Source organism: Streptomyces sp. NPDC001222, assembly GCF_042896945.1.
Classification (GTDB): domain Bacteria; phylum Actinomycetota; class Actinomycetes; order Streptomycetales; family Streptomycetaceae; genus Streptomyces; species Streptomyces gibsoniae.
Genome location: NZ_JBIAXT010000008.1, coordinates 207521 through 220527 on the forward strand (window position 1 = coordinate 207521; position 13007 = coordinate 220527).

Genomic DNA, 13007 nt, shown 5'->3' on the forward strand with positions numbered 1-13007 from the left:
GTCCACCTGGGCGTACGCTCGTCTCCGTCGTCCGAAGCCGACGGCAGGAAGCGGCAGAGCACATGGTGGACGCAACCTCCTATCCGGTCATCGAGCGCCGGCCCCTGTTCGAGCGTCATCGGGAGCTCCATGGCCTCGATTCCGCGTTCTCGGACCTCCGTGAGGCCGCCGACGGTGTGTCACGGGGGCGGCGGGGCGGGCTGCTCGCCTTCACGGGTTCGGCCGGACTGGGCAAGACGACCCTTCTCACGGAGGCGCGCGTGCGCGCCGTGGCACGGGGATGCACGGTCCTCTCGGGCCACGGCGGCGAGAACGAGCAGGGCGTGGCCTTCCGCCTGGTCCGCCGCCTGCTGCAACCCGCCCTGGCGGCCATGGAGGAGGCGGAACGCCGTGAACTGCTGGGGAGTTGGTACGACATCGTCGCCGCGGCCCTCGGCATCGAGGCGCAGGACGCCGCGCATGTGCCGGATCCGACCGCGGTGCGCGACGGTCTCGACTGGGTCCTGACCCGTCTGGCGGTGCGCAGGGCGCCCCTCGTCCTCCTCCTGGACGACATGCACTGGGCCGACGAGGAGTCTCTGAGCTGGCTCGCCTCCTTCGCACCACGGGCGGAGGACCTGCCCCTGCTGATCGTCGTCGCCTACCGGCCCGACGAACTGCCGCCCGGAGCGGCCGTCTTCCGCTCTCTCGCGGAACGGCACGGCAACCGCCCCTACTCCCTGGCGCCGCTGACCGCCGGCGGTGTGGCCCGTGTCCTCCGGGACGAACTGGGGGAGCAGGCCGAGGACGGGTTCTGCGGCGAGTGCTGGGCCATCACCGGCGGAAGCCCGTTCGAGACGGTGGAGCTGGCCGTCCGGCTCGGTGAGCGGCGGGTCAGAGGCACCCGGCGGGACGTGCCCGTACTCCGGGAACTCGCCTCGGCGGTCAAGGGACCCGGACTGGTCGAACGTCTCCAACGCCTCGGCACCCCCACCGTGCGCTTCGCCTGGGCCGCCGCCGTACTGGGGACGGCCGTCCCGCGGGAACTCGCCGCCACCATCGCCGTGGTCGGCAGCGAGCAGGCCGACGAGGCGACCGAGAAGCTGCGCGCCGCCCGGATCCTGGCCGACGGTCAGGGACCGGGCGGCGTCCTCGAGTTCGCCCATCCCTTGATCGCCACGGCCGTCTACCGGGCCATTCCCCCGGGCCTCCGGGTCGGACTGCACAATGCGGCCGCCGAGGCGATCCGCGCCGCGGGCCTCGGAGCCGCCGCCGCGGCCCGGCATCTGCTGGAGGTGCCGTGCGAGGGCAACTCCGAGGCGGTCGTGTGCCTTCGGGAGGCGGCCCGTGAGTTTCTGCGGGCGGGCGCTCCGGAGGCCGCCCAGCGCGTCCTGACCCGGGCCCTGCGGGAGCCGCCCGCCCAGGAGGAGCGTGCCGCCCTGCTCTACGAACTCGCCTGCTCCACCTTTCTGATCGAACCCACCTCCACGGTCGGCCATCTACGCGCGGCACTCGCGGAGCCGGTGATCACCGACGAGCTGCGCGCCTCCATCGTCTACCGGCTGACCCAGGCGCTGGCCCACACCGACCGGGTGGCGGAGGCCGCGTCCGTGGCCGAGCAGGAGGCGCGACTGACCTCCCATCCGCGGATCCGGCTGCGCATGCTGGCCGACCACTTCCAGTGGAGCCAGTGCCGCACCGACGAGCCCGACTCCGCGGCCCGTTCCCGCAGACTGGCCAAGCTGGCCGGGCGGTTGACCGGCCGCGGGCCGGAGGAGCGCTCCATCCTGGGCCTACGGGCCTGGGACGCCCTGTTGCGCGGCGAACCGAGGGACACCGTGCTCAGGTATGCCGCGGAGGCGCTGCGCGGCGGGCTGAGCTGGACCGATGAGAACCGGGGCTTCGAGGTGCCGGTCTCGGTCGCTCTGACGTTCATGTACTGCGACCAGCCGCGACGCGCCGAAGAGCTGTTCACCCAGGGCATCGCCGAGTGCGAGGCGAAGGGCTGGCGCGGCTCGCACCTCGCCCTCGGTCAGACGCTCTTCGGTTACATCCGTCACCACCGGGGCTCGCTCGCCGAGGCGGAGGAGCTGGTCCGGGAGGGGCTGCGCATCGCCGACCGGGTCGACGAGGGCGTGCCCGCGCAGTGGTTCGCGGTCGGCATCCTCATCCAGATCCTGCTGGCGCGCGGGCGGACCCCCGAGGCACGTCGGCTCGCCGATGCGCACGGCTACGGCAAGGTGGTCCCGAACGCCGTCATCTACCCCGACCCCCGTACAATGTACGCCGAACTGCTTCTGGCCGAGGGACGGCACGGCGAGGCGGCGGACCTGCTGCTCGACGTGGGGGAGTGGCTGGAGTCACGGGCGTGGCGCAATCCCGCGTGGTGCCCCTGGCGGCTGGACCTGGCCGCAGCGCTCGCCCCCACCGCTCCCGAGCAGGCCGCCCGCCTCGCGGAGGAGGCCGTCGCACGGGCCCGGGAGTTCGGCGCGCCGTCCGCCGTGGGCCAGGCACTGCGCACCCGGGCCGAGGTCGCCGTCGGAGCGGCCGCACTGGAACCCTACGCGGAGGCCGTGACCCACCTGGAGCGCTCACCGGCGGCGTACGAGCTGGCCCGTGCGCTGATCGGCCAGGGCGCCGCACTGTTCGAGAACGGGCAGCCCCATGAGGCCGCCGACCGGCTCTACCGGGGCCTGGAAGGCGCCGTCCACTGCGGTGCCGAGGGTCTGGCGGCCCGGGCCAGGAGGGAACTCGCCAAGGCCGGGCTGCGGCCGCTGCCCCTGCGCTACGCACAGACGGACACGCTCACCGCCCAGGAACGCAGAGCCGCCGAAATGACGGCCCGCAGCCACTCGACGGGAGTGGTCGCCAAGGAGCTCCAGCTCACCGAGCAAGGCGTGCGGCAGCTGCTCTCCTCCGCCTACCGCAAGATCGGCACCGACGCCACCGGGCTGGCCGCCGCCCTGGAGCACTTTCCCCGCCCCCGGCCTTCCGGCGGCCGTGAGTGACCGGCACGGTCAACCCGGGGGATCCCGGCCAGGAGTTGTACGGCCGCGGTGCACCCGGGCCACCCGACCCCGCTGACCGCGCGGGGGCCGCCGCGGTGGCAGAGGGCGCGGTGGCCGCCCTAGAGTGAAAGAACGTTCTCCGTCAGGTCCCGCGCGCCGAGCGGCCGGGCGGCCACCGCACCCGGCCGTGGTGTGCGGTCACCCGGGCCCGGCGCCGATCTACGGCCGCGCCCCAAGGCTCCGCTCGCGGCCGCTGGGAAGAGGTGTGGCCCATGGCCGGACGCCCCCGGGATCCCGTTCCCCAGCCGGTGCTGTCGCCGCTGACCACTGCGGCGATCTTCCTGGTGACGACGATCGACCCAGGGGGCGAGCCGGTGGTGCGGGATGTGCTGGCCGACCTCACCGGAATACAGCGGGCCGTCGGTTTCCGGGCCGAGCCGGACGGAAGGCTGAGCTGCGTCCTGGGCATCGGCTCCGCGGCATGGGACCGGCTGTTCGCCGGCCCGCGGCCGGCGGAACTGCATCCGTTCCGGGAACTGTCCGGGCCCGTCCACCGTGCCGTGTCGACGCCCGGCGACCTGCTGTTCCACATCCGTGCCGCGCGGCTCGACCTGTGCTTCGCGCTGGCCGCCGAGATCATGGAACGGCTGCGGGACGTCGTCACGGTGCGCGACGAGGTGCATGGGTTCAAGTACTTCGACGTGCGTGATCTGCTGGGCTTCGTCGACGGCACCGAGAACCCCACGGGCCCGGCGGCGCGGGCGGCCGTGCTGGTCGGGGACGAGGATCCCGCGTTCGCGGGCGGGAGTTATGTCATCGTCCAGAAGTACCTCCACGATCTGGACGCCTGGAACGCCCTTCCGGTCGAGGCGCAGGAGCTGGTCATCGGCCGTCGGAAACTGTCCGACATCGAACTGGACGACGAGGTCAAACCGGCCGACTCGCATGTCGCGCTGAACACGCTGGTCGATGCCGACGGCACGAAGCACGAGATCCTCCGCGACAACATGCCTTTCGGCACCGTCGGGAAGGGCGAGTTCGGCACGTACTTCATCGGGTACGCCCGCACCCCGACGGTGACGGAGCGGATGCTGGAGCGGATGTTCCTGGGCGTGCCGTCGGCGGCCCACGACCGGATCCTGGACTTCTCCACCGCCGTCACCGGATCGCTGTTCCACGTCCCCACCAGTGACTTCCTGGACGACCTGCCCGATCCGCCCGGCGCGAGCGCGTCACGCCAGTCGGGCACGCCCCTGGCGGAGTCCGGCTCGCCGTCGTACGCGACCCCGCCGTCCGCGTACGAGGCCGGCACGCCCATGGACGACGGTGACGGCGAGAGCGACACCGCGCCCTTGGTACCGGCGCGGGTCCCGGACGGTTCCCTCGGGATCGGCGACCTGAAGCGCGGTCAAGAACCTCATTCCTGAAGGGCGGTTGGGCCGATGAACAACCTTCACCGCGAACTGGCGCCCGTCTCCGCCGAGGCGTGGGCCGATCTGGAGGAGGAAGCCGGCCGCACATTCAGACGCCATGTGGCGGCCCGCCGGATCGTCGATGTACCCGAGCCGGGCGGTTCCGAGCTGGCCGGTGTGGGCACCGGACACCTCCAGGCGGTCGACGGCCCCGCCGACGGCGTCATCGCCCACACCCGCCTCTTCCAGCCGCTCGTCGAGCTGAGAGTCCCGTTCACCGTGGACCGGCGGCAGGTCGACGATGTCGCACGCGGAGCCAAGGACGCCGACTGGCAACCGGTCAAGGACGCCGCCCGCCGGATCGCGTACGCGGAGGACCGGGCGGTGTTCGAGGGCTACGCGGCCGCGGGCATCGCCGGACTGCGCGACAGCTCCTCGAACCCGCGCCTGGTCCTGCCCGAGGGGGTGCCCGAGTACCCCAACGCCGTCAGCCAGGCCGTGAGCGCGCTGCGGCTCGCGGGTGTGGGCGGCGCCTACACCCTGGTGCTGAGTGCGGCGGCGTACACCGCCGTCAGCGAGACCTCCGACTACGGTTATCCGGTAATCGACCACATGGCCCGGCTTCTGGACGGCGACATCGTGTGGGCGCCCGCCATCGACGGAGCCTTCCTGCTGTCCACGCGGGGCGGCGACTTCGAACTGCGCCTCGGCCAGGACCTGTCGATCGGCTATCTGTCGCACGACGAGAACAGCGTCCGGCTGTACTTCCAGGAGACGCTGACCTTCATGGTCTACACGTCTGAGGCCGTGGTGGCGCTGGAGACCCCGGGGACGCGGCCCACGGCACTGTGAAGCCCCGTCACGGCCCTACGCCTGCCGGCCACCCGCCGCCGGCCGGTGCAGGAACACGGCCCGGGCCGCGGTGAGCGTGGCGGCGGCGACGAGCACGAAGGGCAGCGCCCCGGCCCACGCGGGCGCCACCCGGCGCAACGCCATCGTGGCCGCCGCGCCGACGATGAGCGCTCCGAGCCGGGCGGGCACCCATCCGTCGGGGCGGGTCCGTCCGACGCCGCGCACGATGTAGGTGGCGAGCGTCCCGGTCAGATAGGTGGTGGGGGCGGCGGCCCGTCCCGCGGCCACCATCGCCGCGGCCTGCCCGCCCATGGCCATCGCGGCGCCGCACTGCAGGGCGGCCCGCGCCCCCGCTCCGGGTGCGCCGCCCGAGGCCGCCCAGAACCCCGCTCCCACCGCCAGCAGCACGGCCTCGCCGATCAGACAGAACATCACCCGCGGGGGCCAGTGCGTGGCGACCTCCGTCCGGCCGTGGGTCACCCAGGCGACCAGCCCGGCGCCCGCGCCGAACCCCGCCAGGGCCAGCACGGCGGAGGCGACTCCCGTACCGCGGCCGCGGCCGAGCGCCATCCCCAGCAGGGCGAGATTGCTGGTCATGACACCGGCGAAGACATGGCCGAGCGCGGTGAACGAGATGGCCTCCACCGCACCGGACGCGGCCACCAAAACCACCACCGCGATGCACGTCGTGCGCCCCGGACCGTCGCCCGGCTCTTCGTGCTGCTCCATCGCCGCTCCTCTCCAGCACCAGTCACCGAGGGTAAGCCTTGGTCATCCTCCGTGACGATCGGCGCGGGTCCGGGCGGCACGGTCAGACCCTGCCCCAGCGGGCCAGCGCGAAGGAGAACAGCCCGAACAGGGCGAGCCCGGCCGCGACCAGCGCCAGCAGCCATGGCCCGAACGGCGTGCCGGCGAAGGAGCGCAGCGTGTCGTCGAGTCCCTTGGCGCGGTCGGGCCGGTAGTCGAGCGCCGCACGCACCGCGAAGCCCCCCGCCGCGGCGAGGACCAGTCCCCGCGCCGCGCCACCCCCGACGCCGGTGAGGTCCACCAGCCGCCGGGCGCCCGGGGACATCTCGCCCAGCCTCAGCTCGGTGTGGAAGTCGCGCCGAACGGCCTGGACCCCGGCCCACACGCCCGCCACCACGATCCCGATCCCGGCGGCGCCGACGATCCACTGTCCGGCGGGCATCCCCAGCAGCCTGGCCGTGACATCCCGGGACTGCTGGTCGCTGGAGCGGCCCTGGTCGCCGTAGCCCGCGGCGAACGACAGCACGGAGTAGGCGACGCACCCGTAGAACACGCACCGGGCCAGGGCGGACAGCCGCTTCGTCACCTTGCGGCCGTCCGGCCCGACCGAACCGAACACCGACTCGGACAGCCGCCACAGCGCCATGCCGGCGAATCCCGTACCGAGGGCCCACAGGAGTACGGCGCCGAACGGCTCGTGCGCGATCCGGTCGACGGCACCGCTGCGGTCGGCCTGCTGCCGGTGGTCACCGAAGGCGATCCGCAGCGCCAGAAGACCGACCAGCAGGTAGATCACTCCGCTGGCGGTCAGTCCCGCCCGGGCGGCGCCTCGCATCACCGGGCTCCGTGCCGCGCGCCGGGCCCGTGTCCGGCCGCCCTGGGCCATCGCGCTCGTGTTCATCTCGACCTCCCGCACAACCGGATGCCCCGGTCGGCGACGCCCATACGCCGTGCGGCACCACCCTCGCCGCCGCGGCGGGACGCTCGTCGAATTCGCCGGATCGGCCGGGAATGCAAGGGCGGGGGTCGCTGTTACAGAGCACGTAGCTGACATGCGCGAGTCAGGATCGCGGATGTGGGTGAAGGGAGGACCTCATGGCACGCAGCAGCGCGCGCCCGGTCGTCAAGCTGAAGTCGACGGCCGGTACCGGCGTCACCTATGTGACGCGCAAGAACCGTCAGCACCACCCCGACCGGCTGGTGCTCCGCAAGTACGACCCGGTGGCCAACCAGCACGTCCTCTTCCGCGAGGAGCGCTGACCCGAGTCCCGGTCGGCCCCGAGGCCACGGGACACACACGAACGGCCACGAGAAAGGGAACTCCCATGAGGCCTGGCATCCACCCCGAACTGCGGTCGGTGGTCTTCCGCGACCGCGCCGCGAACGTCTCGTTCCTGACCCGCTCGACGGCACACTCGACCCGGACCGTCGAGTGGGAGGACGGCCACACCTATCCGGTGGTCGACGTGGAGATCTCGTCGGCGAGCCACCCGTTCTACACCGGCACCTCGCGTGTCGTGGACACCGCCGGCCGGGTGGAGCGCTTCGAACGCCGCTACGGCCGCACGGCCCCGGCCCAGCGCTGACGACCGGCCGGACGGCCTGCGAGAGGAGAAGACAGTCATGAAGGTACGCAAGTCCCTGCGCTCCCTGAAGTCCAAGCCCGGAGCCCAGGTGGTGCGCCGCCGGGGCGTGGTCTTCGTCGTGAACAAGAAGAACCCGCGCTTCAAGGCCCGCCAGGGCTGACGCAGCCTCACCGGACACCGGACATACACCCGGCCCCTCTCCGTCCCGTACGGAGAGGGGCCGGTCTGCTGTGTCCGGCCTCGCTCGCGTGACCGTCCGGCGCGGAGGCACCCCGGCCGTGAGCCGCCGTCTACGAGGTGTGCGGCCTCGGCACGGCGCCTGCGTGCGGCCGAACGTGCCTCTTCCGGGCGCTCTTCGTGAGCCATGAGGCCGGGGTCCCGTGGTCGGCGGACACCGCGCGGTTACATGACCCGGGATGCGCACGGAGGCGTTTCCCGCCGGTCTTCCGCCGTGCCGGGCAGCCCCGACCAGGATGCGAGGGAGAAATGAGCGAAGCAGGCGGAGACAAGGAAGCCGGTACCGCCACGTATGACGTGATCGTGCTGGGTGCGGGCCCGGTGGGCCAGAACGTCACCGACCGCGCACGCGCGGGCGGGCTCTCCGTGGCCGTGGTGGAGCGTGAACTCGTCGGCGGCGAGTGTTCCTACTGGGCGTGTGTCCCCAGCAAGGCACTGCTGCGGCCGGTGATCGCCCTGGCCGACGTCCACCGGGTGGACGGCGCCCGGCAGGCCGTGACCGGCCGGATCGACAGCGAACGGGTCTTCGGCCGCCGCAACCACTACGTCACCGACTGGGACGACAGCGGGCAGGCCGAAGCGGTCAAGTCCATGGGCGCCGACCTGTTCCGCGGGCAGGGCAGGATCGACGGCCCCCGCCGGGTCACCGTCACCAGCGACGACGGCGCGCGCCGGACCCTGACCGCGCGGCATGCCGTGGCCGTCGCCACCGGCAGCGTGCCGTCCCTGCCGGATCTGCCGGGCATCCAGGAGGCCCGGCCCTGGACGAACCGCCACGGCACCGACTCCAGCCACGTGCCCGCCCGCCTCGCGATCGTCGGCGGTGGCGGGGTCGGTGTCGAGATGGCGACCCTCTGGCAGGGCCTCGGCTCCCAGGTCACCCTGCTCGCCCGCCGCGCCCTGCTGCCCCGGATGGAACCCGTCGCGGGCGAGCTGCTGGAACGCGGGCTCACCGAGGCGGGGGTGGACGTGCGGATCGGCCGGCAGGTGACCGCGCTACGGCGTCCGCAACCGCAGGGGCCCGTCACGCTCACCCTCGACGACGGCAGCGAACTGGAGGCCGACGAGGTCCTGTTCGCCACCGGCCGGAGGCCCGCCACCGACGACATCGGCCTCGACACGGTCGGCCTGACGCCCGGATCCTGGCTGGACGTGGACACGACCTGCCTGGTGCGTGAGGTCGACGGCGACTGGCTGTACGCCTGCGGGGACATCAACCACCGCGCCCTGCTCACCCACCAGGGCAAGTACCAGGCCCGCACCGCCGGAGACGCCATCGCCGCCCGTGCCGCGGGCCGCCCGCTGGACGACGCGCCCTGGGGTGACCACGCCACCACCGCCGACCAGCATGCCGTGCCCCAGGTCTTCTTCACCGATCCCGAGGCGGCGGCGGTGGGCCTGACCGCCGAACAGGCGACCCGGGCCGGTCACCGCGTCAGAACGGTCGACGTGCCCTTCAACGCCGCCCAGGGCGCCAACCTCTTCGCCGACGGCTACCGGGGCCACGCCCGGCTCGTCGTCGACGAGGACCGGGAGATCCTGCTGGGAGTGACCTTCGTCGGGCCGGGGGTCAGCGAACTGCTGCACTCGGCGACCGTCGCGGTCGCCGGTGAGGTGCCGCTCAAGCGACTGCGGCACGCGGTCGCCTGCTTCCCGACCGTGAGCGAGATCTGGCTCTTCCTCCTGGCCGCCTACCAGCGCGAACGCGGCTGAGCCCGACCGCCGGGGGCGCGCCCCACCGCGGTGCGCCCCCGGCCGGAGGCGTCAGCGGACGAAGTGCCGATGGGAGCGGCGGGACCAGCGGAACCCCGACAGCAACAGGGTCGCCGCGAAGACCACGACGCCGATGATCAAGAGGTAGAAGAGCCCCTTGAGGATCGCGCCGAGGAACCCGAGGACGACCGCCGCGAGGATCAGGAACAGGACAAGCGCTAGGAACGCCATGAGGGAACACATCCTCCGGGCGGTGGTGCGGATGACGGATCGCCGACGTTCTGCGGGCCGATCGGCGACATGGCTGGTCAGCGGCGTGCGAGGCGGCGTCCACGGTCGGCGCCGGGCGCATAGGCCTGGTCGTAGTGCTGGAAGATCTCCGCTTCGCGCTCAGCCGGCAGGATGTCGTCCAGGCCCATGGACGGCGCCTTCTTCACCAGCCCTCTGGAATGCGCCACTTTGACGTAGCCCGGCCCCAGGGTCGCCTCGTCGAGGGGGACGAAGACCAGCCGCTGACGGGTCGGTATCCCGGTGCGGACGGTGGCCATGGCCGGCGCGTCGGTGGTGGTGTCCACATAGACCGCCTCCAGGGCCCCGATCTTGCGCCCTTTGGGGTCCAGCACGTCACGGTTGCGCCATTCGCGGATGTCGGCTGAATGGATCATGCCTCGCTCCTTGCGGCCCGCGGCCTCCCACAGACACCCCGAACCGGGAGCGGCTGCGGGAGAGCCGGCACTGTTTTCACTGTACGTCCCTGGAGCCTCGACCCGCAGCTACGCAGGGGCCGCTCGTCAGCGCAGTGCCTCGTACACGGAGGCCGTGGTCAGGCCGTAGGCGAGATGCGGCACCGCGTCCGACACCCAGGACGTCAGGGGCCAGGAGGCCGGGTCGGTCACCTTCAGCACGGTGGCCGGGAGGTCGCTGCCCGCCATGGCGGCCGCGCCGAGTAGCGGCCCGGCCGTCCAGAGCGACGGCGGGCCGGCCCGGCACCGCCACAGCCCGTACGCGCCGCCGATCCCGAGACCGATGACGTACCCGAGCATGGCGCCGACCGCCTGTTCACGGCTGGATCTCGCTTCTGCGTCACCCAGTGCGACACCGGTGCGCTCGGCGAGACGATCGGCAATCTCGGCGGGCACATCGCTGGACGGACGGCCGCGCAGCAGCATGTCGCCGTAGCCGACCAGGTTCAGTGCGACGGTGCCGGCCGCCCCCGCCAGCAGACCTTTGGTCACGGGCCGCATACGCGACACCTCCTAGGTTCCGTGGTGGCCGCGCCCGACAGACCCTTCGGGTTCCGCCCACGGGGCCCGGCAAACGGAGGAGCGCCACGCCCTTCCCGTCCCGGGCTTGCGGCGGCGGTGCCCGTCACGCGAGAGGAGGCCCGGCGCCCGCTGCGCGACGATAGTGGGACGGGCCGCTCTCCCGCGACGGGCTTCACCGGAAGCAGGGCCGACCGATTCCGGCCTGTCGCAGGGGCCGCGGCCGGAGGTGGTGTCATGCCGATCAGCCGGGTGGGACTTGTGGTGCACGGGGGCCGTCCACAGGCGGTCGCCGGGGCGCAGACGGTACGGGAGTGGTGCTCGCAGCACGGGATCAAGTGCGTCGACATCGATGTGTGGCAGGACGGCGCGAGCCGCCGGCACGCCCGGGAGGAGGTGCGGGCGGCGGGCGGTCCGGACCTCATCGTGACACTCGGCGGGGACGGTACGTTTCTGCGTGGCGCGCGCGTCGCCGCCAAGAACGACGCCATGGTGCTGGGCGTGGACGTGGGCAAGGTCGGCTTCCTGACCGAGACCCCGGTCACCCAGGTGGCGCAGGCACTGGAGGCGATCCAGGCAGGCAGGTCCGAGTGCGAGGAACGCATGATGCTGATGATGCGGTCCTCCAGGCTGCTGGAGATTCCCGTCGGCATGGAACAGACCCTGTGCTACGGGCGGGGCCCGGCGCTGCCGCCGCCCCAGCCGCAGCCGGAGCCGGACGCCGCGGAGGACGACGGCTGGGGGATCCCACTGGACGTCAATGCGCTGAACGACATCGTGGTGGAGAAACTGGCGCGGGACCGGCAGGTCAGCGTGGGCGTGTACTTCGCGGGCCGGCTGCTCGCGTCGTACTCGGCCGACGGCGTCATCCTCGCCACCCCGACCGGCTCGACCGCGTACAGCTTCGCCGCGGGAGGCCCGGTGCTCTCGCCACGGATGAAGGCCCTCGTCTTCACCCCTGTGGCCCCGCACATGGCGTTCAACCGCACGGTGGTCGCCAACCTGGACGAGCCGATCGCCCTGCTGGTGCTGCCCCACTCCGGGCGGGCCGCGGTGAGTGTGGACGGGCAGTCGCGCGGCATCCTGGAGCCCGGCGACTGGGTCGGGGTGGCCGCGGCGCCGCGCCCGCTGCGCCTGGTCAGGCTGGCCCCCGCCAACTTCTACGGGCGGCTCAGGGACCGGATGCGGCTCACCGACGCGCCCGCGACGGTCGCCGACGGTCCGGCGGCGACCGTGTTCCGGCCCGCGGGCCCGTTGCCGGAGGACCTGCACGGCTTCCACCTGCCTCCGGCACCGTGACCTGCCCTGTGACAGAACGTCAGCCGCGGAAGGTGAGGCAGCCGTTGCCGTCCCGACCGCGCCCGCTCAGGGCCGCTCAGGTGGTACGCGTGAAGACGGGGAGGTAGCCGCGGGACTGCCCGAGCGAGGTGGGGTGGTACGACTCGACGGGCGCCAGCAGGCTGACGCTGCGCACCCAGGGGCTGGAGGTGCAGATCTCGTGGTCCTTGAAGGCGCCGCGCACGTCGGCGAACGTGAATCCGTGGTCGGCGACCCGCTTCGCGATCACGGTGTCGAGGTGGTCGACGGCGTTGTTGAGCGCGGATCGTGAGGCGTCGGCCAGGCCGGCCGTGCAGGTGCCGTGGACCTTGTACAGATGCGGATAGCCGAGGACCACCACGCGGGCGGCCGGGGCCTTGCGCCGGATGGCCGTGTAGAGACGGTCCAGGTCGTGCGGGAGGGTGCTGTCCATATAGGTGCGCGCCTCGGACACGGCGGACTGACACGCGGCGCTGCCGCGCAGCACACAGGTCGTCATCACATGGCCGAAGCCCGAGTCGCTGCCGCCGACGGTGACGCTGACCAGTCCGGTACGGGCACCGAGCGGGCTGAGCTGGTGGTCCATGACATCACTCGTGCGGGCGCCGTTGCACGCGGTGAAGCTGAACGACGACCGATGATGGGACGCGGCCCACAGGGCGGGATACGCCCGACTGCTGCGCAGGCAGTCGCCGCTGTCGGCGAAGTAGCCGCCGGCTCCCACCCCGGAGGAGTAGGAGTCCCCGAGGGCCACATAGCCCGTGGCCGCTGCTTCCGGGGCGGCCTGTGCCGCCGTGGTACCCGTGAGGGTGCAGACGGCGGACAGGAGGAGCGAGGACACACATGCCGCGATTCGGGACTGTCTCATAGCCTTCGCTTAGCACGTCAGGGCCG

The 13007-nt window shown here is 72.6% G+C and carries 14 protein-coding genes; 8 read left to right on the forward strand and 6 right to left on the reverse strand.

All coding sequences use genetic code 11. The features are described 5' to 3' along the window. Positions 1-62 precede the first annotated feature (62 nt). From ACFY2Z_RS14545 to ACFY2Z_RS14555, 3 genes are all read left to right on the forward strand, one after another. The gene (locus ACFY2Z_RS14545) at positions 63-2987 is read left to right on the forward strand and encodes an ATP-binding protein (protein WP_390744512.1); all 2925 of its coding nucleotides are present in this window, start codon (positions 63-65) and stop codon (positions 2985-2987) included. Between the two features lie 272 nt (positions 2988-3259). Continuing rightward, complete coding sequence (locus ACFY2Z_RS14550; RefSeq protein ID WP_390744513.1) at positions 3260-4414, forward strand: Dyp-type peroxidase; 1155 nt, start codon at positions 3260-3262, stop codon at positions 4412-4414. 15 nt (positions 4415-4429) lie between these two features. Next, positions 4430-5251 (forward strand): family 1 encapsulin nanocompartment shell protein, encoded by an 822-nt coding sequence (locus ACFY2Z_RS14555; RefSeq protein ID WP_390744514.1) that lies wholly within the window; start codon positions 4430-4432, stop codon positions 5249-5251. Positions 5252-5266: 15 nt separating this feature from the next. Here the strand turns inward: ACFY2Z_RS14555 and ACFY2Z_RS14560 are convergent, their stop codons facing one another. Beyond that, entirely contained in the window at positions 5267-5980 is a 714-nt protein-coding gene (locus tag ACFY2Z_RS14560; RefSeq protein WP_390744515.1) for a DUF1275 family protein, read from the reverse strand. 82 nt (positions 5981-6062) lie between these two features. Then, positions 6063-6899 carry a DUF1206 domain-containing protein gene (locus ACFY2Z_RS14565; RefSeq protein WP_390744516.1) on the reverse strand — a complete coding sequence of 279 codons (837 nt, stop codon included), beginning with the start codon at positions 6897-6899 and terminating at the stop codon, positions 6063-6065. Positions 6900-7093: 194 nt separating this feature from the next. Between ACFY2Z_RS14565 and rpmG the strand changes: the two genes are divergently transcribed. The 4 genes from rpmG to ACFY2Z_RS14585 all read left to right on the forward strand — a co-directional run bounded on the left by rpmG (position 7094) and on the right by ACFY2Z_RS14585 (position 9534). After that, positions 7094-7258 (forward strand): 50S ribosomal protein L33, encoded by a 165-nt coding sequence (rpmG, locus tag ACFY2Z_RS14570; protein WP_311697647.1) that lies wholly within the window; start codon positions 7094-7096, stop codon positions 7256-7258. 65 nt (positions 7259-7323) lie between these two features. After that, positions 7324-7584, forward strand: a complete 261-nt coding sequence (locus ACFY2Z_RS14575; protein ID WP_390744517.1) for a type B 50S ribosomal protein L31 — start codon at positions 7324-7326, stop codon at positions 7582-7584. 37 nt (positions 7585-7621) lie between these two features. Next, complete coding sequence (ykgO, locus tag ACFY2Z_RS14580) at positions 7622-7744, forward strand: type B 50S ribosomal protein L36 (protein WP_054244622.1); 123 nt, start codon at positions 7622-7624, stop codon at positions 7742-7744. Positions 7745-8070: 326 nt separating this feature from the next. Further along, on the forward strand, positions 8071-9534 hold the full coding sequence (locus ACFY2Z_RS14585; protein ID WP_390744518.1) for a dihydrolipoyl dehydrogenase family protein: 1464 nt from the start codon (positions 8071-8073) through the stop codon (positions 9532-9534). A 51-nt stretch (positions 9535-9585) separates the two neighbouring features. On the opposite strand, the gene ACFY2Z_RS14590 is transcribed toward ACFY2Z_RS14585, so the two are convergent. The 3 genes from ACFY2Z_RS14590 to ACFY2Z_RS14600 all read right to left on the reverse strand — a co-directional run bounded on the left by ACFY2Z_RS14590 (position 9586) and on the right by ACFY2Z_RS14600 (position 10778). Continuing rightward, entirely contained in the window at positions 9586-9765 is a 180-nt protein-coding gene (locus tag ACFY2Z_RS14590) for a hypothetical protein (RefSeq protein ID WP_390744519.1), read from the reverse strand. 77 nt (positions 9766-9842) lie between these two features. Continuing rightward, the gene (locus tag ACFY2Z_RS14595) at positions 9843-10199 is read right to left on the reverse strand and encodes a PRC-barrel domain-containing protein (RefSeq protein ID WP_390744520.1); all 357 of its coding nucleotides are present in this window, start codon (positions 10197-10199) and stop codon (positions 9843-9845) included. A gap of 126 nt (positions 10200-10325) precedes the next feature. Further along, a complete protein-coding gene (locus ACFY2Z_RS14600) occupies positions 10326-10778 on the reverse strand; it encodes a hypothetical protein (RefSeq protein ID WP_390744521.1) in 453 nt (150 codons plus the stop codon). Positions 10779-11033: 255 nt separating this feature from the next. On the opposite strand from ACFY2Z_RS14600, the gene ACFY2Z_RS14605 reads away from it, so the two are divergent. Then, entirely contained in the window at positions 11034-12095 is a 1062-nt protein-coding gene (locus ACFY2Z_RS14605) for an NAD(+)/NADH kinase (RefSeq protein ID WP_390744522.1), read from the forward strand. Positions 12096-12171: 76 nt separating this feature from the next. Here the strand turns inward: ACFY2Z_RS14605 and ACFY2Z_RS14610 are convergent, their stop codons facing one another. Further along, a complete protein-coding gene (locus ACFY2Z_RS14610; RefSeq protein ID WP_390744523.1) occupies positions 12172-12981 on the reverse strand; it encodes an SGNH/GDSL hydrolase family protein in 810 nt (269 codons plus the stop codon). Between the last annotated feature and the right edge of the window lie 26 nt (positions 12982-13007).

Bases quoted from the DNA above. Each gene is read 5' to 3' on its own strand.
- ACFY2Z_RS14545 (WP_390744512.1), top strand. From the start codon at position 63: ATGGTGGACGCAACCTCCTATCCGGTCATCGAGCGCCGGCCCCTGTTC.
- ACFY2Z_RS14550 (WP_390744513.1), top strand. From the start codon at position 3,260: ATGGCCGGACGCCCCCGGGATCCCGTTCCCCAGCCGGTGCTGTCGCCG.
- ACFY2Z_RS14555 (WP_390744514.1), top strand. From the start codon at position 4,430: ATGAACAACCTTCACCGCGAACTGGCGCCCGTCTCCGCCGAGGCGTGG.
- ACFY2Z_RS14560 (WP_390744515.1), bottom strand. From the start codon at position 5,980: ATGGAGCAGCACGAAGAGCCGGGCGACGGTCCGGGGCGCACGACGTGC.
- ACFY2Z_RS14565 (WP_390744516.1), bottom strand. From the start codon at position 6,899: ATGAACACGAGCGCGATGGCCCAGGGCGGCCGGACACGGGCCCGGCGC.
- rpmG (WP_311697647.1), top strand. From the start codon at position 7,094: ATGGCACGCAGCAGCGCGCGCCCGGTCGTCAAGCTGAAGTCGACGGCC.
- ACFY2Z_RS14575 (WP_390744517.1), top strand. From the start codon at position 7,324: ATGAGGCCTGGCATCCACCCCGAACTGCGGTCGGTGGTCTTCCGCGAC.
- ykgO (WP_054244622.1), top strand. From the start codon at position 7,622: ATGAAGGTACGCAAGTCCCTGCGCTCCCTGAAGTCCAAGCCCGGAGCC.
- ACFY2Z_RS14585 (WP_390744518.1), top strand. From the start codon at position 8,071: ATGAGCGAAGCAGGCGGAGACAAGGAAGCCGGTACCGCCACGTATGAC.
- ACFY2Z_RS14590 (WP_390744519.1), bottom strand. From the start codon at position 9,765: ATGGCGTTCCTAGCGCTTGTCCTGTTCCTGATCCTCGCGGCGGTCGTC.
- ACFY2Z_RS14595 (WP_390744520.1), bottom strand. From the start codon at position 10,199: ATGATCCATTCAGCCGACATCCGCGAATGGCGCAACCGTGACGTGCTG.
- ACFY2Z_RS14600 (WP_390744521.1), bottom strand. From the start codon at position 10,778: ATGCGGCCCGTGACCAAAGGTCTGCTGGCGGGGGCGGCCGGCACCGTC.
- ACFY2Z_RS14605 (WP_390744522.1), top strand. From the start codon at position 11,034: ATGCCGATCAGCCGGGTGGGACTTGTGGTGCACGGGGGCCGTCCACAG.
- ACFY2Z_RS14610 (WP_390744523.1), bottom strand. From the start codon at position 12,981: ATGAGACAGTCCCGAATCGCGGCATGTGTGTCCTCGCTCCTCCTGTCC.